27 protein-coding genes and 1 pseudogene are annotated in these 24,865 nt (G+C 61.1%); 6 read left to right on the forward strand and 22 right to left on the reverse strand.

The genetic code is table 11. From position 1 onward, the window contains the following. Nucleotides 1–11: 11 nt before the first annotated feature. Nucleotides 12–143 (forward strand): annotated as a pseudogene (locus ACTJLB_RS18365) (oxidoreductase); the annotation flags it as partial. A 161-nt stretch (nucleotides 144–304) separates the two neighbouring features. Further along, nucleotides 305–751, forward strand: coding sequence for a MarR family winged helix-turn-helix transcriptional regulator (locus ACTJLB_RS18370; protein WP_440784236.1), 447 nt, complete (start codon nucleotides 305–307; stop codon nucleotides 749–751). 71 nt (nucleotides 752–822) lie between these two features. Here ACTJLB_RS18370 and ACTJLB_RS18375 read toward each other — a convergent pair whose 3' ends face one another. From ACTJLB_RS18375 to ACTJLB_RS18385, 3 genes are all read right to left on the reverse strand, one after another. Further along, on the reverse strand, nucleotides 823–1,947 hold the full coding sequence (locus ACTJLB_RS18375; RefSeq protein WP_087751203.1) for an aminotransferase: 1,125 nt from the start codon (nucleotides 1,945–1,947) through the stop codon (nucleotides 823–825). A gap of 105 nt (nucleotides 1,948–2,052) precedes the next feature. Continuing rightward, nucleotides 2,053–3,297: an NAD(P)/FAD-dependent oxidoreductase gene (locus ACTJLB_RS18380; protein WP_440784099.1), complete on the reverse strand. Its 1,245-nt coding sequence runs from the start codon at nucleotides 3,295–3,297 to the stop codon at nucleotides 2,053–2,055. 93 nt (nucleotides 3,298–3,390) lie between these two features. After that, nucleotides 3,391–4,179 carry a transporter substrate-binding domain-containing protein gene (locus tag ACTJLB_RS18385; protein ID WP_440784101.1) on the reverse strand — a complete coding sequence of 263 codons (789 nt, stop codon included), beginning with the start codon at nucleotides 4,177–4,179 and terminating at the stop codon, nucleotides 3,391–3,393. A 236-nt stretch (nucleotides 4,180–4,415) separates the two neighbouring features. On the opposite strand from ACTJLB_RS18385, the gene ACTJLB_RS18390 reads away from it, so the two are divergent. Together ACTJLB_RS18390 and ACTJLB_RS18395 are read left to right on the forward strand one after the other, a co-directional pair. Beyond that, a complete protein-coding gene (locus ACTJLB_RS18390) occupies nucleotides 4,416–5,387 on the forward strand; it encodes an ornithine cyclodeaminase family protein (RefSeq protein WP_440784103.1) in 972 nt (323 codons plus the stop codon). A gap of 121 nt (nucleotides 5,388–5,508) precedes the next feature. After that, a complete protein-coding gene (locus ACTJLB_RS18395) occupies nucleotides 5,509–6,153 on the forward strand; it encodes a helix-turn-helix transcriptional regulator (RefSeq protein WP_020070866.1) in 645 nt (214 codons plus the stop codon). 41 nt (nucleotides 6,154–6,194) lie between these two features. On the opposite strand, the gene dhaK is transcribed toward ACTJLB_RS18395, so the two are convergent. The 12 genes from dhaK to ACTJLB_RS18455 form a co-directional block, all read right to left on the reverse strand. Beyond that, entirely contained in the window at nucleotides 6,195–7,184 is a 990-nt protein-coding gene (gene dhaK, locus ACTJLB_RS18400) for a dihydroxyacetone kinase subunit DhaK (protein ID WP_440784104.1), read from the reverse strand. Between the two features lie 2 nt (nucleotides 7,185–7,186). Beyond that, nucleotides 7,187–7,828 (reverse strand): dihydroxyacetone kinase subunit DhaL, encoded by a 642-nt coding sequence (gene dhaL, locus ACTJLB_RS18405; protein ID WP_204521573.1) that lies wholly within the window; start codon nucleotides 7,826–7,828, stop codon nucleotides 7,187–7,189. Beyond that, nucleotides 7,825–8,862: an ABC transporter ATP-binding protein gene (locus ACTJLB_RS18410; RefSeq protein WP_131318650.1), complete on the reverse strand. Its 1,038-nt coding sequence runs from the start codon at nucleotides 8,860–8,862 to the stop codon at nucleotides 7,825–7,827. The genes dhaL and ACTJLB_RS18410 overlap by 4 nt, the downstream gene beginning before the upstream one ends. After that, the gene (locus ACTJLB_RS18415) at nucleotides 8,855–9,958 is read right to left on the reverse strand and encodes an ABC transporter ATP-binding protein (protein ID WP_440784106.1); all 1,104 of its coding nucleotides are present in this window, start codon (nucleotides 9,956–9,958) and stop codon (nucleotides 8,855–8,857) included. Before ACTJLB_RS18415 ends, ACTJLB_RS18410 begins: the two co-directional genes overlap by 8 nt. A 4-nt stretch (nucleotides 9,959–9,962) precedes the next feature. Further along, nucleotides 9,963–10,157, reverse strand: coding sequence for a hypothetical protein (locus ACTJLB_RS18420; protein WP_087751195.1), 195 nt, complete (start codon nucleotides 10,155–10,157; stop codon nucleotides 9,963–9,965). Beyond that, entirely contained in the window at nucleotides 10,154–11,107 is a 954-nt protein-coding gene (locus ACTJLB_RS18425; RefSeq protein ID WP_027778467.1) for a carbohydrate ABC transporter permease, read from the reverse strand. The genes ACTJLB_RS18420 and ACTJLB_RS18425 overlap by 4 nt, the downstream gene beginning before the upstream one ends. After that, nucleotides 11,104–12,060, reverse strand: a complete 957-nt coding sequence (locus ACTJLB_RS18430) for a carbohydrate ABC transporter permease (RefSeq protein WP_027778466.1) — start codon at nucleotides 12,058–12,060, stop codon at nucleotides 11,104–11,106. Before ACTJLB_RS18430 ends, ACTJLB_RS18425 begins: the two co-directional genes overlap by 4 nt. Nucleotides 12,061–12,126: 66 nt before the next feature. Then, the gene (locus tag ACTJLB_RS18435; protein ID WP_020070874.1) at nucleotides 12,127–13,458 is read right to left on the reverse strand and encodes an ABC transporter substrate-binding protein; all 1,332 of its coding nucleotides are present in this window, start codon (nucleotides 13,456–13,458) and stop codon (nucleotides 12,127–12,129) included. Between the two features lie 113 nt (nucleotides 13,459–13,571). After that, nucleotides 13,572–14,591: a LacI family DNA-binding transcriptional regulator gene (locus ACTJLB_RS18440; RefSeq protein WP_440784108.1), complete on the reverse strand. Its 1,020-nt coding sequence runs from the start codon at nucleotides 14,589–14,591 to the stop codon at nucleotides 13,572–13,574. 224 nt (nucleotides 14,592–14,815) lie between these two features. Continuing rightward, entirely contained in the window at nucleotides 14,816–14,992 is a 177-nt protein-coding gene (locus ACTJLB_RS18445) for a hypothetical protein (RefSeq protein ID WP_440784109.1), read from the reverse strand. Beyond that, nucleotides 14,989–15,822: a class I SAM-dependent methyltransferase gene (locus tag ACTJLB_RS18450; protein WP_020070877.1), complete on the reverse strand. Its 834-nt coding sequence runs from the start codon at nucleotides 15,820–15,822 to the stop codon at nucleotides 14,989–14,991. Before ACTJLB_RS18450 ends, ACTJLB_RS18445 begins: the two co-directional genes overlap by 4 nt. 138 nt (nucleotides 15,823–15,960) lie before the next feature. Further along, a complete protein-coding gene (locus ACTJLB_RS18455; protein WP_020070878.1) occupies nucleotides 15,961–16,395 on the reverse strand; it encodes a GFA family protein in 435 nt (144 codons plus the stop codon). Nucleotides 16,396–16,541: 146 nt separating this feature from the next. Here ACTJLB_RS18455 and ACTJLB_RS18460 point away from each other — a divergent pair, with 146 nt between their 5' ends. Beyond that, on the forward strand, nucleotides 16,542–17,624 hold the full coding sequence (locus ACTJLB_RS18460) for an AraC family transcriptional regulator (RefSeq protein WP_051121059.1): 1,083 nt from the start codon (nucleotides 16,542–16,544) through the stop codon (nucleotides 17,622–17,624). A 107-nt stretch (nucleotides 17,625–17,731) separates the two neighbouring features. Here the strand turns inward: ACTJLB_RS18460 and ACTJLB_RS18465 are convergent, their stop codons facing one another. Together ACTJLB_RS18465 and ACTJLB_RS18470 are read right to left on the reverse strand one after the other, a co-directional pair. Further along, the gene (locus tag ACTJLB_RS18465) at nucleotides 17,732–18,307 is read right to left on the reverse strand and encodes a DUF308 domain-containing protein (protein ID WP_131318642.1); all 576 of its coding nucleotides are present in this window, start codon (nucleotides 18,305–18,307) and stop codon (nucleotides 17,732–17,734) included. Nucleotides 18,308–18,384: 77 nt separating this feature from the next. Beyond that, nucleotides 18,385–18,999 carry a hypothetical protein gene (locus ACTJLB_RS18470; RefSeq protein ID WP_020070881.1) on the reverse strand — a complete coding sequence of 205 codons (615 nt, stop codon included), beginning with the start codon at nucleotides 18,997–18,999 and terminating at the stop codon, nucleotides 18,385–18,387. Between the two features lie 154 nt (nucleotides 19,000–19,153). On the opposite strand from ACTJLB_RS18470, the gene ACTJLB_RS18475 reads away from it, so the two are divergent. Then, nucleotides 19,154–20,644: an HD domain-containing phosphohydrolase gene (locus tag ACTJLB_RS18475; RefSeq protein WP_440784111.1), complete on the forward strand. Its 1,491-nt coding sequence runs from the start codon at nucleotides 19,154–19,156 to the stop codon at nucleotides 20,642–20,644. 29 nt (nucleotides 20,645–20,673) lie between these two features. Here ACTJLB_RS18475 and ACTJLB_RS18480 read toward each other — a convergent pair whose 3' ends face one another. The 5 genes from ACTJLB_RS18480 to ACTJLB_RS18500 form a co-directional block, all read right to left on the reverse strand. Continuing rightward, nucleotides 20,674–21,015 carry a cupin domain-containing protein gene (locus ACTJLB_RS18480; RefSeq protein WP_310350776.1) on the reverse strand — a complete coding sequence of 114 codons (342 nt, stop codon included), beginning with the start codon at nucleotides 21,013–21,015 and terminating at the stop codon, nucleotides 20,674–20,676. Nucleotides 21,016–21,166: 151 nt separating this feature from the next. After that, nucleotides 21,167–22,015, reverse strand: a complete 849-nt coding sequence (locus tag ACTJLB_RS18485) for an isocitrate lyase/PEP mutase family protein (RefSeq protein WP_440784112.1) — start codon at nucleotides 22,013–22,015, stop codon at nucleotides 21,167–21,169. A gap of 129 nt (nucleotides 22,016–22,144) precedes the next feature. Next, complete coding sequence (locus ACTJLB_RS18490; protein WP_020070885.1) at nucleotides 22,145–22,570, reverse strand: OsmC family protein; 426 nt, start codon at nucleotides 22,568–22,570, stop codon at nucleotides 22,145–22,147. Between the two features lie 212 nt (nucleotides 22,571–22,782). Continuing rightward, the gene (locus tag ACTJLB_RS18495) at nucleotides 22,783–23,337 is read right to left on the reverse strand and encodes a carboxymuconolactone decarboxylase family protein (RefSeq protein WP_440784113.1); all 555 of its coding nucleotides are present in this window, start codon (nucleotides 23,335–23,337) and stop codon (nucleotides 22,783–22,785) included. Nucleotides 23,338–23,398: 61 nt separating this feature from the next. Then, the gene (locus tag ACTJLB_RS18500) at nucleotides 23,399–24,751 is read right to left on the reverse strand and encodes an aspartate aminotransferase family protein (RefSeq protein WP_440784114.1); all 1,353 of its coding nucleotides are present in this window, start codon (nucleotides 24,749–24,751) and stop codon (nucleotides 23,399–23,401) included. Nucleotides 24,752–24,865 lie beyond the last annotated feature (114 nt).

Below are 24,865 nucleotides of genomic sequence, written 5' to 3' on the forward strand. Positions count from 1 at the left end.
CGGAGTTGTTCATGTCGAACTCCACGGTTGTCGTTGTGACCGGCGTGTCATCGGGTATCGGACGCGTCGCCGCCGGAAAGTTTGCGAGGCGAGATTGCCGCGTGTTTGGCAAATTGCGCCGCTTTATGCCCTCCGGCCCCGTCGATGCAAGCTTGAGGAAGACATTCGGGCTCGCGTGATGTCCTCTTTTTGTCGCAAGATGGCCGGAATCGCAGATATGGAAAGTCAGAATTGCGAGTCGTCGATGCCCGCAATCGCAGAGATCTCCGCGCTCGCGCTCAATCACTTTTTCGCCCAGCGCGCAATGCGCGCATTCGGGGCTCATTTCGCCGAAGCACTGCGGCATACGGACGTCAACGCATCCCAGTTCTGCATGCTCGCTTTGCTACATCTGCGCGAACCACTCGTTTTCGGCGACATGGCAGCGCAACTGGAAATGGACCGATCGAATCTGTCGGCCAATCTGGCGCCGTTGTTCCGCCGCGGTCTTATCGCCGCTATCGCCCACGAAGGAGATCGACGCAAACGCCAGCTTGTCGTGACGACCGAAGGCCGAAAAGCCGTAGCTTCAGCAATGATCCCCTGGATGCGTGCCTATCAGGACACTTTTGCGTTTGTGCGACTGATCGATCTCGATTCAATGCGCGATCTTTTTCGCGTGATTCGGGATATGAAAAGCTTCGACGACGTGAACGACGCCAGCCGCGCTTCTGCTTGCCCGGAACCTCGACTGCTGCTGCGCATTGACTAGCCCAGTCATTTGGGCTCGCATGTCATGGGGCCTCACGGTCACCGAGGTGCGATCTAGCGCACCTCGCCGACTCAATGACTCTGACCAGCGAGAAATTCCGACAGCCTACCGAGCCCCGCTTCTAGCACGCTGCGGTTATTGGCGTAGCCAAGCCGCACGTAGCCTTCCATATCGAGCGCACTGCCAGGTGTCAGCATTACACCCGTCTGCTCGATCAACGCGGTGCAAAACTCGCGTGACGACATGGGCAGGTCATACTTCAGAAGTGCAGTTGTTCCCGACCTCGGCTTTAGATAACTGATAGCAGGTTCTTTTGCGATCCACGCATCCACGATAGCAAGGTTCGTCCGCACGATGTCCTGGTTGCGGGCAAGAATGGCCGCGCGATTCTCCAACGCGATCGATGCAAAATGATCGTCGATCATCCCCACACTGATGGTGTTGTAGTCCCGATGTATCGCTACCGCGCGGATAAGATCCTTCGGCCCGGCGATCCAGCCGAGACGCAGTCCGGCGAGCGAATACGTCTTCGACATACTGCCCGTGCTGATGCCGCGCTCGTAGAGGTCGGCCATCGACGCCGTATAGCCGCTGCCTTGCTGATCCGTGCCGCGATAAACCTCATCGCACAAAACATACGCGCCGCACGAGCGCGCGATGTTTCCCACCTCTGTTAGAAATTTCTCGTCCATCAACGAACCGGTGGGGTTGTTAGGATTGTTGATAGCGATCAGCCGTGTCCTGTCATTCACCAGACTGCGCAGTTCCGCGAGATCAGGAAGAAAACCGTTCTCTTCGCGCAGCTTCAAAATGCGTACATCAGCACCGTAGCTTTCCGGAATCGAGTAGTGCTGCTGATAGGTGGGCAGCACTGAGATCACGGTGTCCCCCGGTTCGACCAGCGTCTCGTACACCAATGCGTTTCCGCCAATCGCGCCATGCGTCACTATCACATTCTCGGGCGACTGATGGTCGTACATCGTCGAAATTGCTTCGCGCAAGCGCGCCGATCCTTCAATCGCGCCATAGGTGAGCTTCAGCGAGCGCAACTCGTCCAGGATGCTGTCCTGCTTGTGTGCGAGCGTGAGCAACTGGTCGACCGTGAGCGACTCGACGCAGGTCTCCGCAAGGTTATAGGTGCATTTCGTTTCATACTCATCCATCCAACGCTCAACCCCGAAATCCTTGATCTTCATCTCACACTCCCTGGACATACATCGAATAGCCGTTTTCACCGTAAGCGGTAAAACGATCAGGACATCTCGCCACGCCGCCCATCGCAGCGAAGCGTTTTCATAGCGCTAACGACTGAACCGTTCGACACGGAACGGATGCGGATCTGCAAACGTCGGTGCCCCGGTCATCATTTCCGCTAGCAATCGCCCAGTCGCGGGGCCGAGCGTCAGCCCGTGGTGGTTGTGTCCGAAGGCAAACCAGAGCCCGGTGTGACGCGGTGCGCGTCCGATCACAGGACGCATGTCGGGCGTGCAAGGCCGCAGGCCGAGCCACGGACTGTCATCGAGCCGCTCGCCGAGACCGAAGCTCGGCCGCGCAAAACGTTCCGCCCTTCCAAGCTGGATGCCTGTCGGTTCCGCGTCGCGTCGCGCGATCTCCACTCCGGTGGTCAGCCGCAGACGCCCTTCCATCGGCGCCACTACATAGCCCTGCTCCGCGTCGACGAACGGCATCGAGAGCATGGGCCGGGTCGGGCGGTAATGCATGTGATAGCCGCGCTTCACGCGAAGGGGGATGCGATAGCCAAGCGGCGCGAACACGCAGTCCGACCACGGACCGAGCGCCACCACGGCTTCCTTTGCGCTGATTCGCCCGGACGTTGTCTCGACTGTCCATGCGCCCGCTCGTCCGATTAACGTGGCAGCGTCTCCAGCAAGGACCACTCCGCCGCTCGCTTCGAACAGCCGTGCGTAGCCCTTTGTCAACGCGCCGGGATTGACGACGCTCATTGGGTCCTGCCAATGCAGTGCGCCACAAAATCCGCCAACCGCGCCCGGTTCCCGCGCGGCGAGCGTCGCACCATCGAGTACTGAAACGCGCAAACCGTAACTACCGGCCGTGGCCTCGGCCGCCGCCGCCTCGCGCGCCAATCTTGCTGGCGTGCGATAGGCGTCGATCCAGCCCGTAGCGCGCACGAGATGTTGAAGCTCTGCACGCTTGATCAAGCGCTCATGTTCCGTGACGCTTCGCTCAATCAACGGCAACATGTCCCGCGCGGCAGCCATCAATCGCTCGGCGGAAGACTCCCACCAGAAACGCGCAAGCCACGTCGCGAAATGCGGCACGGCACGATAATCCCAGTACAGGTCGGTCGAACGATTTTTTGCAAAGCGCAGCAACGTTCTCAGGTCCCGCGGGAAACCGTACGGAACCACGGCGGCCCTCTCAATCAGCCCCGCATTGCCGAAGCTGGTCTCTTCGCCGGGAGCGCGCCGGTCTACGAGTGCCACGCGGCGGCCGCCGTCCTGAAGATGTAGCGCGCACGACACGCCCACTATCCCCCCGCCCAGCACGATGACGTCGAAATCCATAGAGTTGCTTTAGTGTCCCTGACGGCGCACGGCGAAAGATTCGTGCGCCTGGCAGCGGGCTGCGCGATGACCTTCCGCCGGCTCGTCGATGCGTTATTTGGCGATGATGTCCTGCTTGAAGTACTTCTGCGAAAGACTGCTCAACGTGCCGTCTTTCTTCAACGCATCAAGCGCGGCATCGACTTTCGCGACCAACACCTTGTCGCCCTTGCGAAGGCCCCAACCGGTGCCTTCTCCGAGAGTAGCAGGATCGCTCAGCGGCTTGCCGACGATCGCATACTCGTGGCCTGCGGGCTTTACGAGGAATCCATCCTGCACCGTTTGTGCTTCCTGAACCGCGGCGTCGAGGCGTCCGGCAACGAGATCGGCGTAGACCTGATCCTGATCCGCATACGGAACGACGGTCACGCCGGCAGGCGCCCAATGACGCTTCAGGAAGTCTTCCTGTGAGGAGGCCTGCAGCACGCCAACACGCTTGCCCTGCAGACTCTTCACGTCCGGCAGCAGGCCGGAGGCGCGTCGGGCCACCATCACGATCGGCACTACGTAGATTGGTTTCGTGATTTCAATCGACTGCTTGCGCTTCTCAGTGATGTTCATCGCCGAATTGATCACATCGAATTTTCGCGCTTGCAATGCCGGGATCAGTCCATCGAACGCGTTCTCGACCCACACACACTTCATGCCCAGCTTTGCACAAACCGCGTTGCCCACATCGACGTCGAAGCCTTGCAGTTGTCCAGTGGGGGACTTGCTTTCAAACGGCGGGTAGGCCGCCTCTATTCCAAAGCGCAGGGTTTCCTGGCTCTGGGTGGTAACGGTGCTCAGAGAAGCTGCGGTGGCAGCGACGAGGAGAAGTGAGAGCTGGAGCATCCGGAACATGAGAGGTCCCCTGTGTGGTCGGGCGGCGACGGTTGACTACATGGACAACGGCCGATAGGCCTGCTTTGAGACATCGGATGAAGCGGCAGGATCGTCGCCTCACACTTGCTCTGGAATGACAGTCTATTCTGGACAAACAGAAAATCAAGTGTTTTCTACAATAAAAGTCCAGTCTGGACGTTTTGACTTAGAATACCTTCATCGCCGACCCCGGCAACATTGCGGAGCGCAAGTCAATGAGCATGTCAGATAGAGGGTTACCCCTGATCGTCGATCAACACGCAGTGCTGGAAGCACTGCCTTATCTCGACGTGCGCAACGTGCTTGCACGCATGTTTCGCGCGCTTGGCAGTGACATGGCCGTGCAACCGGAGCAGACGCTGACTCCGTTTCCGCAAGGCGCCGGTGACTTCATTACCTACCTCGGCGTGATGGCGGATGCGAAGGTGTTCGGTGCAAAGCTCTCGCCGTACATCGTCACGCAGGCGAAGCCCGTTATCACTGCATGGACGGCCCTGATGTCCATGGAAACGGGACAACCGCTGATGTGGTGTGACTCGGGCCTGCTGACGGTGGAGCGCACAGCCGGCGCAACGGCACTGGCTGTCGAACAGCTTGCCAGCGGCACGGCGACACGCCTTGCGATCATTGGTTCGGGCGCGGTAGGACAGGCTCATTTGCGCCATCTAGCACCGGTCAGGCCGTGGGAGTCGATCCGGATCTTTTCGCCGGAGCTTGCCAGCGACACTGCGAAGTGTGCGCAGTTGGCGGCGCTCGATCAGAGAGTCGCCATTTGTGACGGAATTCAGGAGTGTGTCGCTGCCGCTGACGTGGTTGCGCTGTGTACCTCCTCCGGCACACCGGTTCTGCACGAAAGCATGCTGGACAAGCCAGCGCTTATCACTTCTATCAGTACCAACGTCGCGAACGCTCACGAAGTCCCACCCGCCTGGCTTGCCAGCATGGACGTCTACTGCGACTACCGCAACACCACACCCTCAAGCGCGGGCGAGATGAAACTCGCCGCGAAACACCATGGCTGGCGCGCCGAATCGATTGTGGGCGATCTCGCTGAACTGATGTGTGGCAAGGCCGCCAAGCCATCGTACCGAAAGCATGCGTTCTTCCGCTCGATCGGTCTGGGCCTTGAAGACGTCGCCATTGCCTATGAACTCTTTACGTACCTGAATAAGCGAGCTCGCGTGTAAGTGGCTGCCAAATGAAGACGATGAAGGCACCTGCTCGCTGGAATGATGGGGGCGCCCATCGTGGCAAAATGCGGACTCTGTGCCCGTGCGAATCTTGAGAAAATTGCGAGCAGTCACCCAAATGCGAAAACCTAAGACAACGGCCAGCCGTCGGCTACTCCTCGATCGATACAGTCGCGTTGCTGATGGCATTGCCCTACTGTTCTTTCCATACGTCGAGATCGTGATCCACGACCTCGCTAGCCAGACGGTCGCCTACATCGCCAATAACCTTTCAAAGCGCGAACTGGGCGACGACTCTGCACTGGAAGAAATCGATCACTCAGCGGACTCCGGTACGGTCGGTCCCTACGAGAAAACCAATTGGGACGGACGGCGGATGCGCTGCGTGAGCACCGTCCTGTTCGACGACGCCGGAACTGCTGTTGGCATGATGTGCGTGAACTACAACATCTCGGTGTTCGAAGACGTCAAGAGTGTCATAGATCGCGTGATTTCCGGCGCCGGCGTGGTTAAACAGCCCGAAGAACTATTCAAGGACGACTGGCAGGAACGCATCAACACTTTCCTTCACGCGTGGCTTCAGGAGCGTCAGCTGGCACTCAATTCCCTGACTCGAGACCATCGCCGCGAGATCGTTGAGGCGCTGTGGGCGGAAGGAGCATTCAAAGGTAAAAGCGCGGCCAACTACGTCGCGAATGTGCTGGGGATGGGACGCGCTACCGTCTACCAACATATCAGGGACTTGCGAGGCGCGGCGGCTTGACGCGACAACAAGGCGCGGCGGCTCGCGCCGCCGCCCGCGTGCTATACACCCCACCTCAGCGCCGGCGTATGCACCGCGCTGTCCCAGTGCTTTGTCATCTGTTCGTCGAGCATGCAAAGCGTGATTGAAGCGCCGGCCATCTCGAGCGACGTGGTCAGCGACCCAACCTGCACACGGGCGATTTTCAGATCCCGCTTTTCGAGCCACGCGCGCGTCGAGTTGAAAAGCAGGTAAAGCTCGCCGAGCGGCGTGCCGCCAAGGCCGTTCACCAGCACCAGCACGCCCGCGCCCGCAGCCGGCTTCAGATCGTCGACTATCGCGGTGAGCAACTCCGCCGCAATCGTATCGGCGGACGCAAATTTCGCACGCCGCCTGCCCGGCTCGCCATGTATGCCGACACCGACTTCGATTTCATCGTCGCCGATCTTGAAGGTCAGCGTGCCGGCTGCCGGCACCGTGCAACTGGAGAACGCAACGCCCATCGAAGCCGTACGTTTGTTGATGCGATCGCCAAACGCCTTGCATTCGTCGAGGCTCGCGCCGCTTTCCGAGAGGCTGCCCACCAGCTTCTCGACGATGACCGCGCCCGCGACCCCACGGCGCCCGGTCGTATAGCTGGAGTTTTCCACCGCGACGTCGTCGTTGATCAGCACCATCGCGTTGGGCACCTCGGACATCTCCGAGGCCATTTCGAAGTTCATCAGATCGCCCGAATAGTTCTTCACGATGAACAGCACGCCCGCGCCGGTATCGACGGCCTTGGCGGCAGCCATCATCTGGTCGGGTGTCGGCGACGTGAAAATCTGGCCTGGGCACGCGGCGTCGAGCATGCCGTGGCCGACAAATCCCGAATGCAGCGGTTCGTGCCCGGAGCCGCCGCCCGAAATAAGCGCGACCTTTCCCGGCTTCAGGTCCTTGCGCCGCACGAACACCGGTTCACGATTGAGTACGACCAGGTCGCTATGCGCCGCGGCGAATCCCGCCAGGCTCTCGGCGAGAAAGTCGTCCACATGATTGATGAATTTTTTCATCGTCATGCTCCTTGTCCGTTGTGTTGCGCGAGTCGCGCGCATACCGAGGCAATCATGATCTGGCTGGAGCGCGCGCCCGGATCGATATGCCCGCGCGAGCGCTCCCCGAGAAACGACGCGCGTCCTTTGGTTGCCAGCATGTCGCGCGTTGCCAGCATGTTTTCCTCGGCGACTCGCGGCAAGGTGTCGAGCACCGTTCGCGCCGCTGCGTTTTCTGCCGCCAACTGCTCGAAGCGCTGCGCGACCGGTATCAACACGTCCATCATCGTCTTGCTGCCGACGCCGGTCTTGCCTCGTTGCCCAACGGCCTCGACCCCCGCCGCAAAGATGCGAGCGAAGCCAGCCACATCCATTGCATTGTTCGCGGACGCTTTCGCCATACCGTTGAGCAATGAGAAGAACAACGGACCTGACGATCCGCCCACTGTGGACAGCACCTTGGACGCCGCGATCTCGAGCGCGGGGCCGAGCGCTTGCGCCGCGATCTCCGCGCGCACCGCAAGGAGCGCTTCCATGCCGCGCAGCAGATTGAAAATGTGATCTCCATCGCCGATCTGCTGGTCGAGCGACGCAATCTCGTCGGTGTGCTCCTTCAACGCCGCATACGCGGCGTCGATGCACGCCATGACCGTTTCGCCGTTCATGTCGGGATCCTCCTGCCGTCGGCATGGAAATATAAAAGGCTGCGCGGAGGCAACGAAACGCCGACCCGTTGCCCCGGTGAGAAACTGCGCTCGGTGACGGTCGTGGCGACCACGGCGGTTCCGGCGCGATCCAGAATCAGCAGATGACGCAGCGGCGAATATTCAAGCACAGTGAGATCGAGTGCATCCTGTGCGCCGCTCGCGTGACCTTCAGCCGGGTCGTGCAGCACGATGTCCTCGGGACGAATCCCGACGGTCGCCGTGCCCGCCGGCATGTGTGCCGAGTCGAACAGTGTGGGCGGCAACAGGTTGATCGGCGGAGAGCCGAGCCGTTGCGCGGCGCTCAGCGAGACGGGATTGCCATACACCTCGCGCGGCGTGCCGAGTTGCACGAGACGCCCATGATCGAGAATACCGATGCGATCCGCGAGCGTAGTCGCTTCGACCTGATCGTGCGTGACATAGACGATGGTGGCACCAATCGTACGATGCAGGCGCTTCAGTTCGATACGCAACTCCTCACGCAGCTTCGCATCGAGCGACGACAGCGGCTCGTCCATCAAAAACGCCTTGGGCTGCCGCACGAGCGCGCGCCCAATCGCCACACGCTGCATCTCCCCGCCGGACAAATGTGTGGCCATGTTGTCGAGTTTCGCTTCCATATGCAGCATTTCCGCGACCGCGTGAACCCGCGCGCGCACATCCGCTTCGCTGCTGCGCCTTCTCGGCGAGCGCAGCGGAAACGCGAGGTTGCCGAACACGGTCAGGTGCGGATAAAGCGAGTATTGCTGGAAGATAAAAGCGACATCGCGATCGGACGGATGCACACCCGTCGCGATCGCCCCGTCGATCAGCACGTCGCCCGCGTCGGGCCGCTCGAGTCCGGCGATCAGACGCAGCGTCGTGGTCTTGCCCGCGCCGCTCGGTCCGAGCAGCACCACGAACTCGCCGTCGGCCACGTCGATCGAAATATCGTCCACCGCCGCGATGTCGCCGAAGCGTTTGGACACGTTGCGCAACTGGATTTCAGCCATGAGCTTCTCCGTGTGCAGGAATCGTGCGAACGGCGCCCGGCAGCAACCGGCCGCTCTGCGCGTCGTACAGCAGCGTGCGATCCTTGCGGAACGACAAACCGACCGGTGATCCGGCCGGCAAGCCATCGTCTTTGCCGACTCGCACCCGCACGACGCCCAGCGCGGTTTCCACCACCAGCACCTGATGCGAACCGAGGTATTCATCGGCAATGACCTTGCCGCGCAGCGGGCCGTGCTCATCGATCGTCACATGCTCGGGACGAATGCCCAGCAGCGCGCGTTCAGCGCCAGCCTCCGAGCGCGGCACCGGCACTCCTGCGCCGTGCAGCAGAACTTGTTCGTCGCCCGCATTCACGCCGCCATCTGCCGCGAGGAAATTCATGGGCGGACTGCCGATAAAATTGCCGACGAACACCGTCGCCGGAAAGTGGTAGATCTCGTGAGGGGGTCCGGCTTGCAGTAACTCGCCTTTGTTCATCACGACAATGTCGTCGGCCATCGCCATCGCTTCGCTCTGATCGTGCGTGACATAAACGGTCGTCGCGCCCAGTGCGTTATGTAGCTTCCGCAACTCGAGGCACATCAGTTCACGGAAATCCGCATCGAGCGTGCCGAGTGGCTCGTCCATCAGAAACGCTTTTGGCTGCCGAACGATCGCCCGGCCCAGCGCCACGCGCTGCCGGTCGCCGCCGGACAGGCCACCTGTTTTGCGATCGAGAATGTTCTCGATGCGCAGCATGTGGGCGGCGGCATCCACACGCGCCGCGATCTCCTTGCGCGACACATGCTCGTTCCTGAGCGGAAAAGCGATGTTGTTGCGCACGGTCATATGCGGATAGAGCGCGAACATCTGGAACACAAATGCAATGTCGCGTTGACGCGCGCGCAATTGCGTCACGTCGTCACCGTCTATCAGGATCTGGCCGGAGGTGGGCAACTCCAGGCCCGCTATCATGCGCAGCGTCGTAGTTTTGCCGCAGCCCGACGGACCCAGCAACACGACGAAGCGCCCCGCGCCAATAGTCAAACTGGTGTCGCGCACAGCGACGAAGTCGTCGAAACGCTTGTGAAGGTTGGCAAGAACGATCGTCGACATGGCGTCAGTCCGGGAAATGACTGGTCACGACGAACGCCAGGGCACCCACCAGAATCACGGGAAACGACCACGTGAACAGTGTCAGCGAAAACGGCTGCACCAGCATTGCCATGCCCAGACCGATCAGTGCGGTCGACACTGCCTCGCTGTAACCGCGGCGCAGATAATGTCTTTGTGGCAAAACGGACTCTCGTTTCATTTGCGCACCGCTCCGAAGGTGATGCCGCGCAGCAGATGCTTGCGCAACACGACAGTGAAGATGAGGATAGGCACCACGAAAAGCGTCGTCGCGGCCGCGACGGCCGGCCAGTCCTGACCGCCCTCGCCAATAATGAACGGAATGAACGGCGGCATGGTCTGGGCATCGCCGCTCGTGAGTAGCGACGCGAATGCGTACTCGTTCCACGCGAAGATCAGGCAAAAAATAGCGGTCGCGGCAATGCCCGTAATGGCCTGCGGCAGCACGACCTTAACGAACGCCTGAAGCCGCGTATAGCCGTCCACGAGCGCGGCCTCTTCGTACTCGCGCGGAATCTCGTCCATGAAGCCCTTCAGAAGCCAGACCGCCAGCGATACATTGACCGCTGTGTAGAGCACGATCATGCCGACGTAACTGTCGCTCAGGCCGAGAGCCCTATACATCAGGTAAATCGGAATGGCGACTGCAATCGGCGGCATCATGCGCGTCGACAGAATGAAAAACAGCAGGTCGTCGGCAAGCGGCACCTTGAAACGGGAGAATGCATAGGCCGCCAATGTGCCGAGAAATACCGCGAGAAAAGTCGAGCCAAAACCGATCACGAGTGAATTGACGAAGCGCGGCAATACTTTGGACGGGCCGGCAATCACCATGTTTCGCTTGCGTACGTCGCGCTCATACCATGTCTGCGCGGGCGGAAGACTCGCAATGAATTCCGGCGTTTGCCGCGAACGGATCGTGAACAGATTCACATAGCCTTCCATCGACGGTTGGAACAACACGACTGGTGGATAGGCAATGGCATCTTCCTGCGTCTTGAAGCTGGTCAGGCAGATCCATAGAATCGGCAAGATCGCGATCAATGCGTAAGTGATGACAATCGCAGCGGCAAAGCGCTTGCCGCGTGGTGAAGAAGCCACCACCGAATGTTGAGCGGTAGTCGGTCTCATCGCTGTTTCACCCGGTTGAGCGCCTTGACGTAAATATTCGCCGCACCGAATACCGTCACGAACAGAATGATTGCCAATGCGGATGAGTAGCCTGTCTGCCATTTCTCGAAAGCAGCGCGCTTCAGTGTGATCGATACGGTTTCGGTTACCGAACCGGGTCCGCCCGAAGTCAGCAGGTTCACCATGTCGAACATCTTGAAGTTCTCGATACCGCGAAACAGCACGGCCAGCATCAGGAACGGCAATGTCATCGGCAACGTGATCGACCAGAACTGCCGCCACGGTGTGGCGCGATCCACTTCGGCGGCTTCATAGATATAGTCGGGAATCGAGCGCAGGCCCGCGAGGCAGATGAGCATCACGTACGGCGTCCACATCCATGTATCGACCATCACGATGGTCCACGGCGCGAGCGACACGTCACCGATCATCTGAAACGAGCCCGGCGCAATGCCGGTGAAGAAGCCGACGATATCGTTGAACAACCCCGTTTGCGGTTGCAGCAGAAAGGTCCAGAAGTTACCGACCACCGCCGGCGACAGCATCATCGGCAGCAGGATCAGCGTGGTCCAGAAGCTGTGGCCGCGGAACTGCCGGTTGATGAGCAACGCGAGGCCGAAACCCAATAGCACTTCGAGACCGACCGACCAGAACACGAAACGCGCCGTTACCTGCATTGCGTACCAGATGTCTTCGTCGGTGAGAATGTCGACGTAGTTGTCGATTCCGACAAAGCGCGCCGGCACGCTCGGCATGTTCGACTTGAAGTTCGTGAACGACAGACGCAATGCCCAGATCAACGGAAAGATGTTGATCGCGAGCAGCAGCAGGATTGTTGGAAGAATGAACAGCCACGCAATGGTCCTGTCCGACAATCCAGTCAGACGCGTGTGCGCGCGCGCCGCCGCCGGCGACTTCATTCCCGCCGACGAAAAAGGCTTGTTTGCCAGCATGCCTCGCTCCTTTAAAGGCATCGGCGGCATCCGTGCAGGCGCCGCCGGTCCCGTCCTCGACACGCGCTAGTTCTTGCCTTCCGCCTTGAAGACCTTGTTCCAGTCTTTGACGAGCAAGTCCAGCGCTTCCTTGGCGGTGCCCTTGTCGGCCACCACGTAGTCGTGCACCCGCTTTTGCATGTCGAGCAGGAGTTCCGCATAAGTGGGCTCCGCCCAGAAGTCTTTGACGATCGACATCGACTTCAGGAACGCCGGCGCAAAGGGCGCGCTCTTCGGAAAGTCGGGCGCATCGACCACTGATTTCGCCGCCGAATAACCGCCGAGCTGCCACCACTTCTTCTGGACGTCTGGTTGCGCGAACCACTTGATGTACTCGAGCGCATCGTCTTTATGATCCGAATAAGCGACGACCGAAATGCCCTGTCCGCCGAGCTGCGTGTACTGCTTCGTTTCGCGCGGGTTGACGAAGAAACCGATCTTGTCGCCGCCCACATTCGGGTCTTTGTAGAGTCCGGGGAAGAATGCAAACCAGTTCATTTGCATGGCCACCTGGCCGGACTTGAAGGCATCCAACCCTTCCTGCATGTACGCGTTGGTCATGCCCGGCGCCGTGCAGCACTTGTAAAGCGCCTTGTAGTACTCCAATCCCTTGACCGCGCCCGGCGAGTTGACGAAGCCGTCGAGGTGGTACGGCTTCTTCGGGTCCTGATACTCGAAGCCAAAGTTGTAAAGCGCATTGGTCACGCCCATTGTGATGCCTTCGGAACCGCGCTCCGTGAAGATGTAGACACCGTAGACCGTCTTGCCGTCTATCTTGCGGCCCTGAAAGAACTCCGCGGTTTGCTTGAGTTCGTCCAGTGTGGTGGGCGGTTCGAGTTCGCGTTTATATTTCTGCTTGAATTCGGCACGCAATTCAGGGCGAGCGAACCAGTCCTTTCGATACGTCCAGCCCACTGCGTCCGCCATGGCCGGCAACGCCCAGTAATTAGGCGTGTTCTTCGGCCACTCCGCGTAACCCACTACAGTCGCCGGCACGAAGTCGTTCATCGAAATCTTGTTCTTCGCGAAGAAATCGTTGAGCTTCACATAGTGCCCATTGACTGCCGCACCGCCAATCCATTGGCTGTCGCCGATGATCAGGTCACATAGTTTGCCATGCGAATTAAGTTCGTTGATAAAGCGATCCGCGTAGCTCGTCCACGGCACGAACTCGAACTTCATTTTGATGCCGGTTTTCGTGGTGAAATCTTTCGACAATTCGACGAGTGCATTGGCCGGGTCCCATGCTGCCCAGCATAGCGTCAACTGCTTGTCCTGTGCCTGCGCGCCCGGTGCCATGCCGAGTCCCAACGCAATGATGCCCGCCGCTATTACCCTTGCTGACGTAAGACGTAACATTTGTCTTCTCCTTGTCTTTCCCGGGTCTCCAACCTGCTGTGGAACAGCGCCCATGCGCCGGGTGCTGTATTTGAGCTCAGCGGATTCGCACTGCAATCCGCGTGTCGCGAGCTTCAGGCATGCGCATTCTCACGAAGATAGATTCTGGTTTCCGGCGCTGGAATGGCGAGCGCGCCACGCACGTCGTTAAGACAATTGATCGCAACGAGGCCCGACCAGTGGACGATGCCGCGCACGTCCTGATCGAGGATCACGTCGATAGCACGTTCTGATAACTGCGTGCGCGTCGCCGCAGTGCATTGATGGCCGACCAACACGAGGCGAGCCTTGTCGCCGGATTCCTGCAATGCTTTCGCGATGCCCGAAATGCCGCCGCCCGTTGCATAAACGCCAACCAGATCCGGGTGACGCGCAATGAGACCTTGCGCGGCGAGGCCCGCGCCGTCGTCGTCTTCGGTGAAGTCCGGTTCGGCGATCCAGCGCAGATTGCGGAAGTCTTCTTCGAGCACCTGTGAAAACCCGGTACGCCGTTCGAGTTGATCGTGCAGGCGCGATGAGCCCGATAGGACCGCCACCGTGCCGATGCGCGCACCGAGAAAGCGGCCCATCAACGCACCGGCCATGCGTCCTGCGATCCGGTTATCGACGCCGACATATGCTGCGCGACGGCTGGCGGGCAAATCGGAGAAGACCGTGACAACGGGCACGCCTGCATCGCTCGTGTCTTCGATAAGACGTTCGACCGCGGGATAGTCGAGCGGCACAAGTACCAGCGCGTCGTAGTCGATGACCTGCTGCGCGAAAGCAATGGTGTCGCGATGAGATGAGAAGTCGCACCGGTAGAACGACGGAATGATCCGGTGCTCGCGAAAGAAGCTCGCGGACAGTGCGATGTCACGCTCGACGTGATCGAGAAAGCGCGAATTGACTTGAGGGAGAACGAAGGCGACGCGATAGGAATTGAGCTTGGCGGGACGACCGCGACTCGCGCGGTCGTCCCGCAACGCCGCGAGTGCCAGATGCACGCGCTCTGCCGTTTCGGGACGCACGGCCTGGTCGTCGCGCAACACACGATCGACCGTGGCAACGCTCACGCCCGCGCGACGCGCAATCATCATACGTGTAGCCGGCATGTGTCTCCTCCGCTGCCGAGCCCGAACTGCTTTGTTTAATCAAGGTAGTTTTTCCCGCGTGAAATGCAAGTTTTTTCGCAGCAGTAAACGCATCATTTTTGACAGCACGAATGCGCAGCGTCTCTGCATGAGTGTCATGCGTGGCGTGCATGGTATGAGGAAATGAATTGAGCTTTACCGCGCACGAGGGCGCGGTAAAGCAGCAGATTGCAATGAAGCGGCAGTCAAGCCGAAAGACCCAACACCGTCAGGACCAACCGAAGACCGAAAAAGCACGCCGACGAGCACAGTGGCAACGCAATCATCACCGAACCGTGCCGGAGACCGATCACGCAAGCGATCGACCAGAGGCGCGAGGCGGATCCGAGCAGGACGGCGACGCTGCGCTCGACGCCGTTCATGATCGTTCCACCACCACTTCGAGATACTCGCTCGGCAGCACGAGCGTCGCGTCGCCGGACCGGTTGCGGCTCTTTATCAAGGTCATCAGATCGCTGAGAAGCGCTGCTTGCCGCTCGCCGTCGAGCGCGCCAAATGCCTTGTTCACCGGTCCATAAAACGTGCGGAAGACTTCGACGAAATGTTCTGGGGAGCGGTAACGGAACGTGAAATGGCGGCTGTTCGCGTCGATCTTCCGGGTCTTCCCTTCGAACAGTGTTTCCAGCCGCGCCTTCGTGCCCCACAGCGCAGGCGATGCTACGCCCACGGGTGGCGGAATGTGCATGCCGATTGTCTTGAACACTTGTCCGATGAAGCTATCCGGTGTCCAGTTCGCGAGGCCGATGCGGCCACCCGGTTTGCAAACACGAGCCAGTTCAGCCGCTGCCTTCTCCTGGTCAGGAGCGAACATCACACCGAACGTCGACATGACGATATCGAACGAGGCGTCCGGGAACGGCAGCGCTTCCGCGTCCGCTTCCTGAAACTTGACGGCAAGACCCTCTGCTTGTGCCCGGGCACGGCCGGCGTCCAGCAGTGAGGCGACATAGTCAGTGGAAGTGACATCGCACCAGCGGCGCGCGGCCGCCAACGTTGCATTGCCATTGCCTGCTGCAACGTCGAGCACGCTCGAACCGGCGCGTAGGTCAAGCGCTTCGCACAGAGTTTCACCGACGATCTGCAGCGTCGTGCCGACGACGGCATAATTGCCGGTCGACCACGCGGCCTGTTGACGGACCTTGACGGCAGCGAAATCTGCGACGGGCGAAAAAGAAGAATCGACTGCGGACATAAACGACTCCTGTGAACCAAGGGCAGCGGTGAGTCAATACTCGAAGTTGCTGCCATTCAGATGACGCCGCGAACTTGCACTGCGAGAAGGCCCGCGCGACGATCGGGCGAATCGAACCTGAACCGCGAGGTGCAATGGTTATTCGGCGACGCTGATACCCGAGCCGCCCATTTCCCCCGGCAGATCTTTTTGCTTGGGCAGACCGTCTTTCATTCGAAGGCGCGACTCCGTGTAATGAACGTGCACACCGGGTTCATATGGGAAGTCGGCGATGACCGCGGCGTACACGTCGATCAGTTCGAGCCCGGGATGTTCGGTAAAGAGATGTCCACCACATGACTTGCACCACTTGCGATAGCTATGCGGCGTCTTGTTGTAAGTGCCGATATCATCAGCGCCGCGAGTAACGTTTAGCGCCTCGGGCTTCCACAGCGTGAATGCATTGACGGGCGCTGCCGACCAGCTTCGGCACGACTCGCAATGGCAATAGCCCATGCCCGCAGGCTCCCCGGTTACCGTGAATTGCACTGCGCCGCAAAAGCATTGACCGCGATAGGTCTCTGGGTAACTCATGTCGTTCTCCTGATGGTGTAATTCGACGCTCTACCGTTCGTTGTTGCGGATTCGCGTGAGTGCTAGTATCGGGACGCAAGCCATATCGGTGAATGACCGGTCGTCCAGATGTTTTGCGCAGGACGCCGAAACTGATGGACAACACCATGGATGCTCTTTCCGACGTACTTCGCCTCGTGCATCTAAGTGGAGCGGTGTATCTAAGCGCAGACTTCACTGCACCCTGGTGTGTTTTCGGCGAGGCGACCCGGGAGTTGTGCGTGTCGTTTCTTCCGCGTGCGGAGCGCATCGTCTCCTATCACCTCATCACCGAAGGAAGCTGTCGCGCACGACTCGTCGACGACCCCTCCTCCGCTATCTGCGTCGATGCCGGAGAACTTCTCGTGGTACCGCAGGGTGAAGCGCATCTAATGGGCAGTTCGCTCGAACTCGAACCGGCGCCCTCTCACCAGATGCTGTCGCAGTATCTGGAAACCACGCCGGGCGACGTGATCAGGTTGAGTTACGGTGGGGGCGGCGCGAAGACGCGGCTCATTTGCGGCTTCCTCGCCTGCGACGACACGCTGACCAATCCGGTGCTGTCGGCATTGCCCCGTATGTTCAAGATCGACATGCGCAACGACGCGAGATCCGCGTGGCTGGAGTCATCGTTGAAACTCGCCGCTTTAGAAGCAGCCGAATGGCGCGTAGGCAGCGCGATCGTGCTCGGTCGTTTGTCCGAACTGCTTTTCGTGGAGGCGGTACGGCGTTGTGTCGATTCGCTGCCCGCAGACCGCAAAGGATGGCTGGCCGGCGTCAGCGATCGTTTCGTGGGGCGATCGCTCGCGTTGATGCACGCGCAACCGGCGCATGGCTGGACGGTCGATGAACTTGCCCGCAAAGCGGGCCTCTCGCGTTCGGCGCTTGCACAGCGCTTTACTCAATTGCTCGGCCAGCCACCGATGCAATATCTGGCGCGCTGGCGTCTGCAAATCGCGGCACAGGCGTTACGTGACGGAGCGCAGTCGCTTACGGCTATTGCGGAGCGGGTCGGCTACGAGTCGGAGGCGGCGTTTAATCGCGCATTCAAGCGTGAATTCGGTTTGCCGCCCGCCAGTTGGCGACGCAGCCACTTGACGACGGACGGCCACGATTCGATGTCCGACTCGGCCGATGCGAGTTTTCTCTCAGGCGAACGTTCGCCCGACGTCGGCGGCAAGGCCGGCGTCAGCGGAATCTCGCCTCTATGAAGCGGTTCTAGGTGCGGCGGAAATCTAACATCCGGCCAATATCGAACGACTCATGAAGCACATGCAGAGCGAATGGCGTCGTGAGAATGGCCAGTTCTTTCCGCCGTTCAGGCGACCTTGCGGCGCAGCCGGCGTGCATAGAGCCAAACCGCGGAAACCAGATAATAAATTGCGCCCACCGCGGCGTATCCCGCTATGCGTGAGATAGCCGGGGGCATCGCCACTCCGGCTTGCACGATGAAGTAAGCACCTGCCAGCGCCGATTGTGCGCCGCTCAGAACCATCGCCCATTGTGCCGAAGAGCGCTTCCAGCGGCGCAGCGCAGTTCCGAGTTGCAAGAGCCCTGACAGTATCGCCCACGCCCCGAAGACGCCAAGCACCCAGCTCATACTGGTTCTCAACGCCAGAATTACCGCGATCGCCGTGATGACGCTGATGACAATGTTGATTGCCTGCGTGCGGCTTTCCGCCATTCCGCCGCTGCGCGACATGTCGAAGTAATTGGCCAGCGCGTCCCACGCGGGATAGACGAAAAGCAGAGCCGCTGTCGCCTCCGGTGAGCGTTGCCCGACCGAAAAAGCAAGCGCGACCCAAACCGCTGAAAACGCGGTCCGCATAAAGTAGTAACGCGTTAGCCAGTGTTCTTCTCGAACGCTATTGGCATTCATGGGATGTTCATTCATTGCAATTCCTTTTCTGATCTCCGCTACCGTGGCGCCTCGTCAGCGGCTTTCATACGTAACGCTCGTGACGGCCCAACTTACATCGGGGGTGCCACTCCGTCCTTCTCCACGACGATCTGCAGCCCCTTGTAGGCGGCACCTGCGCCGTGGCTCGCCACGACGAACACCCGCTTGCCCGAGGTCAGTTCGTCGCGTGTAGCGGGAATGAGCGTGACGACCGGCGCGTTCGCGGGCACCGTAACCGTGTTGTTGCCGCCCTTGTACGAAAGCTTGAGGTCGCGACCGCTGGTGCCCTGCACGACCGTATCGACGTTCGCGTTTGTCATCGAGCTATTCGCGCCGAGGTCCCATGCATAGTGACCTTCGGCAGTTCCGCGCGCGGCCTCGGGAAATACGAGGACTTCCTTCGCCACGAGCTTGCCGTCGGCGCCCGGCATTGCGGCGGCCCCTACGTAAGTACCGGGTTTGATATCCGAAAGCTGTACGGCTTTCACCGCATTCAGGCCGGTTGAATCGTCTACTGCGATGCTGACCGTTTCGCCGCTGCGCCGGTGTACCTGGAGCGTGCCGGCCGAATACGACTGGATGGTGCCCCTGATCCGTTCGGGCTTGTCCGCCGAGGGTTGAGCGAACGAGGCGTTAGCGAGCGTGAGGGCAATCGCCGAAACGACGAGTTGAAGTCGGAAGGACATGGATACTCCGTGTGTAGTCGGGTCTGATCGGTGGTAACAATCGCATGACAGCATCGCATTTCGCGCTCTTCGGCGGCATCGGTCAGATGACCGACCCTTCCTCAAAACGCGGGATCGCATATAGTTACCAGTCGTTCCCAAAGTGATTGTTCACATGACCCCAACGATCGACGACGATGCTGGTCACACGCCGCTGCGCGTATTCGATTCGGTGAAGGCGCTCGCCTTCATCGGCGATCTGAGCATGGGCCAGCCAACCGACCATTCGCTGCGCACGGGGTGGCTCGCAGCGCGCCTTGCCGAGGCCGCCGGCATCGACGCGACGGCATGCGACACCGTCCGCGAGGCGTCGATGCTGCGCTGGTCAGGGTGCACGGCGAACGCAGCGGGCTTCGCCGACGTTTTCGGCGACGACATCACAAGCCGCGTTGCGATGCTCGAAGGTCGCGTGGACTGGATCGAGCCGCTCGAGGCGCTAGGCGGCGTTGCCGCGGTGCTCACGCCGCTCGCGCAAATTCATTGCGAGGTGTCGGGCGAAATCGCGCGCATGCTGGGCCTCGCACCCGCAACCGAAACTACATTGCGGCACATCTTCGAAACGTGGGACGGCAACGGGCTCCCCGCGCGTCTGGAGGGAGCGGCGGTGCCGGTTCCGGTGTACGTAATCGGGCTCGCCGGCGATCTGGAGGTCTTCGCCCGCACGTATGGTGTGGAACGGGCGCTCGGGCTGCTTGCACAACGCGCCGACACCCGCTATCCGGCGCGGCTCGTCGACACCGCCGCGCGCCAAGCGCCCTCCTGGCTGACGGAACTGGATCAGCTCTCCCCTGCCGATCTCGACGCCGCGTTGACGACGTCGCGAATGCAACAGGCGACGTCGGCGGAATTGATCGCCGACGTGATCGACCTGAAGCTGCCGTGGATGACCGGCTTCTCGCGCGCAGTGGCCGCGACGGCAGCTGCTGGCTGTGCGCGGCTCACTCCGGACGAAGCGACGCACCGGCGCGTCTATCGCGCGGGTTTGATTCACGGTATTGGCCGCGCGGCGGTTCCGAACAATGTGTGGAACATGGCCCGAGGCCTGCCGCCGAGCGCCTGGGAAAAAGTGCGCCTCGTCCCTTACTGGACATGGCGCGCAGGCCAGCAGGCCGGGGCGCTCGGCGAAGCGGCCGAGCTTGCGTCGCATGCGTACGAACGGCTGGACGGCTCCGGCTATTTTCGTGCGGCCCGCAATGCGGCGTTATCGCTCGAGGCGCGGATACTGGCGGCGTCGGTGGTGTGGGTGGCGTTGCGCTCGGCGCGTCCGTGGCGTGCGGCATTCTCCGCCGACGCAGCGGCGAAGCAGTTGCGTGACGAGGCGGCAAGCGGCCGGCTGGATGGCCACGCGGTGGAGGCAGTGCTGGGTGACGGCGCGGCCGTCGCCCGACGCGCCCCCAGCGGCACGTCTCAAGGCGCACGCCTCTCTGCCCGCGAGATCGACGTGCTGCGCGCCATTTCGCGAGGCGCGAGCAACAAGGAAGTCGCGCAGGAGTTGGCGCTCAGCCCGAGCACGGTGCGCACGCACGTGGAGAGCGTGTTTCGCAAGCTCGAATGCTCAACGCGCGCGGTAGCCACGCTCAGGGCATCGGCAATGGGCTTGCTGTGATCGCTCGACCCGTGCAGCGGCTCCGACGCTCAACCTGGAGCCGCGGCTAGCACGATGTCCGGGGCGCCCCCCGCCTGAACCATGATGTAGACGACATCTTCTTCCGTCTCGTTCTTGACGTGATGAACGACACCCGGATCGACGTTGAAGAAATCACGCACTTTTGTGCTCTTGACCAGGCCGCCGATTTTCGTCTCCACAGTCAGCACTCCGCTGACTACGAGAAAGCGGTCACTGACGTTGCTGTGGTGATGCCATTGCGTCTCGCCGCCTGCGCGGACAGTCGTTTTAGCGACGGTGTAGCCGTTCTCCCGTAGCAAGGTTTGATATGCGACGTTGCTATTGGCAAGAGGAATGTCCTTATCGTCCATCCTGATGATTCCGTGAAAAGTTAGAAGAGAATGCGAGCGCGGCGGCAACGGCAAAAGGATCTCATGTCAGCAATCGCGGCGGTACCGGTCAAACGACCGATAACTTCCGCATTGCCGTCACCCTGACTGCCGATCAGGGACAGCAGCCCGCCTAGCCCGGCGTCGGCCACTTTTCCTCGGCCTTGGCGAAAAGCTGGTTGAGTTCGTTGCCGCTCGCCGCGTCTTTCGTGTAACCGAAGGTGCCGTGATCGCGTATCTCATGCGCGGCGCGCAGGAACGCGCCAAATGCCGCGCGCGCGAGCGAGCCGCCGACGCTCACGCGCCGCACGCCCATCGCGCGCAATTCGTCGACGCTGAGTAAAACGCCCTGCAAACCCATCAACACGTTGACGGGACGCTTCAGCGCGCCGACCACGGCGGCGATTTCCTCGCGCGTCTTGAGGCCTGGTGCGTACAGCACGTCGGCGCCGACGGCCTCGTAGGCCTGCAAGCGGCGAATCGTGTCGTCGAGATCCGGACGTCCAGCGAGGTAGTTCTCCGCGCGCGCGGTCAGCGTGAAAGGAAAAGACTGTGCGCGGGCCGCTTCGACGGCGGCGCGCACGCGTTCGACAGCGGCCTCGAATGGGTAGATCGGTTCGTCGGCGCGACCGGTCGCGTCTTCGATCGAGCCTCCCACCACGCCTGCCCGGGCCGCCTGGCGGATGGTTTCCGCGCAGTCTTCCGGCGCATCGCCAAAACCGTTTTCCAGATCGGCGCTGACCGGCAAATCGGTCGCGGCCACGACTTCAGCGAGGTGAATCATCATCTGCGCGCGGCCCACGGCGTTATCCGGCAAGCCGCGCGAAAACGCGTAGCCTGCGCTGCTGGTCGCGAGCGCCTTGAAGCCGGCCAGCGCGAGGAGCCGCGCCGAACCGATGTCCCACGGGTTGGGAATAACGAACGCGTCCTGCGCTGCATGCAGCGCCTGGAATTGCGCTGCTTTTTCGGCCTGGGTTGTCATGGCGATGCCATTGGAGAAGCGCCGCGCCGGCGTAAGATGCCGGCACTGCGGCGTGGGTTGCGCGGAAGTTTCGATGCGCGGCGAACAATGCAGGGCAGCATTGCGCGCCGCCGGTTGCCGATGCCCGGCTCAGGTTTCGAGCTTCGCGTCCATTGTGATGGTGGCGTTCAGCACCTTCGACACCGGACAACCCGCCTTGGCGTCCGCGGTGGCTTTGTCGAACGCAGCCTTGTCGCCGCCAGGAATTTTCACCGCTACGTCCAGATGCACGGCGGTGATCGTGAAGCCGCCGCCGTCTTTGTCGAGCGTGACCGTTGCCGTGGTGCCGATGCGTTCCGGCGAAATGCCCGCCTTACCCAACTCCGCCGAAAGCGCCATCGAAAAGCAGCCCGCGTGCGCAGCCGCGATCAACTCTTCCGGATTTGTGCCGATGCCGTCCGCGAAACGCGTGGAAAACGAATATTGAGTCTCCTTCAGGACGCCGCTGTCAGTGGAAATGGAGCCCTTGCCGTCCTGGAGACCGCCTTGCCAGACTGCTGATGCCTTGCGCTTCATCGTTCTCTCCTGTTGTGCCCTGCTTCACGCGCTGCACGACTGATCGCAATGCCCGCCGCAACGGTCCCGCCCGGATGTTCCGCGGCTTTGGCATGGGTCGCGAGTGCGGCGCTGCGTGACAGGCGCGGACGTGGACCGACCTTCATGATAGGCGCTTCCGTGTGCCAATGCCGTGACGGTGACATGCGCCGCCGCGCCGCGGCCTTTGAAGGCTACTCGGCGAACGGCAGGCGTTGCTGGCCGATGGTGCGCATGCCGAACACGTTCAGCGTCATCGCGACGAGCGCGTAGTAGCCGAGCAGCCCGACGAGGTTGATCACCACCGCGTGCCCGAAACGCTCGACCGCCTTTGCATAGGTCGCGTCCGACACGCGCCTGGTGTCGTACAGCTCGCTCGCGAAGTCGTGAATCAGCGCGTCGTCCGGATTCGCGAAATCGGGCCGCCGGCCTGCGCGGATCGCCTCGGCGTCCGCTTCGCTAACGCCCGCTTCCAAGGCGATCGGATAGTGGATGTACCACTCGGCCTGCGCCTGCCAGCGCGCCGCCGTCACGAGAATGGCGAGTTCCGAAAGACGCAGCGGCAAGCCGGTGCGATAGCGGCAGAACGCGCCGAGACGCTGCGCCTGTTGCGCGAGTTCGGGGCTATGAATCCAGCCGAGAAACGGTCCGTTCAGATTGCCGCGCGGACCGGACAAAATCTCGTCGAGAACGGCCTTCTGTTCGGGCGTGGCAGCGCCGACATCGAAAGGGGGCAAACGCTCGGTCATTGTCGGTCTCGCAAGTCGAGGTGAATGGCTGAGATGGTCAACGGCGGATCGCCGCGTACGGTTATCGCGCGACGGGAGCAACGGCCAACGCGGCAACCAACGCAGCATCGATCGCATCGGCCAGCCGGCTGACGATCTCGTCGATATCGCTCGCGGTGCAGATAAACGGCGGCGCGAGCAACACATGATCGCCGATCTTGCCGTCCACCGTGCCACCCATCGGATAGACCATCAAGCCGCGCGCGAACGCCTCGCGCCGGATTGCGGCATGCACTTTCAGGCCCGCGTCGAAAGGCGTCTTGCTGCCCCGCTCCCGAACCAGTTCGACGCCGACGAAGAGCCCGCGGCCGCGCACATCGCCGATATGCGGATGTCGTGCATAAGTCTCGCGCAACAGGCCACGCAGTTGTTCGCCGCGGGCCAGCACGTTGGGGAGCAGGTTTTCGTCGGCGATCACGCGCTGTACTTCGAGCGCTGCCGCGCACGCGCTTGCGTGCCCGATATACGTGTGGCCATGCTGAAAGAAACCCGACCCGCCGACGATGGTCCGGTAAATCCGGTCGCTGACGAGCGTCGCGCCGATTGGCTGATAGCCCGCGCCCAATCCCTTGGCGATGGTCAGGATGTCCGGCGCGACGCCGTCCTCTTCGCATGCGTACAGATAGCCTGTGCGGCCCATGCCCGACATGATTTCGTCGAGAATCAGCAGCACGCCATGGCGATCGCACACCGCGCGAATCTTACGGAAATATTCGCGTACCGGCGGCACCGCACCCGCGGTCGCTCCGACCACCGTTTCGGCGACGAAAGCCGCAACCGTATCCGAGCCGAGTTCGATGATCTTCTGTTCCAGTTCGTCGGCAAGACGCTGCGCAAATTCGGTCTCGCTTTCGTCGGCGCGCTGCTCGCGATACGCATAACACGGGCTCACGTGATGCGCTTCGATCAGCATCGGCAGGAAGGGCTCGCGCCGCCACGCGTTGCCGCCGATTGCCAGCGCGCCGAGCGTGTTCCCGTGATAGCTCTGCCGCCGGGCGATGAAATGGCGCCGCCGCGGTTCGCCCTTCTCCACGAAATATTGACGCGCTAACTTAAGCGCGGCTTCTACCGCTTCCGAACCGCCCGACACCAAATACACGTGTTCGAGGCCCTGCGGCGCGCTCGCGACGAGCCGGTCGGCGAGTTCCTCGGCGGGCTGGGTCGTGAAGAACGAAGTGTGCGCGTACGGCAACTGTTGCGCCTGTCGTTTAATGGCGTCGATCACGCGCTGGTTGCTATGTCCGAGGCACGACACGGCGGCCCCGCCCGAAGCGTCGATATAACGTTTGCCCGTCGAGTCGATAATCTCGATGCCGTCGCCAGCAACGGCAACCGGCAACGACTGCTTTGGTGAGCGATGAAATACGGTGGACATGGCTTTCACCTGAAGTGGACGGCGGCGGCCGATCAATCTGCGACGTGCGCTCGATCAACAACCGATACATATTTATATCTCTCAACAACATTTGTTGTCAAACGGTGCGTGACC

Source organism: Paraburkholderia sp. 22098 (assembly GCF_052045935.1).
Taxonomy (GTDB): Bacteria; Pseudomonadota; Gammaproteobacteria; order Burkholderiales; family Burkholderiaceae; genus Paraburkholderia; species Paraburkholderia caledonica.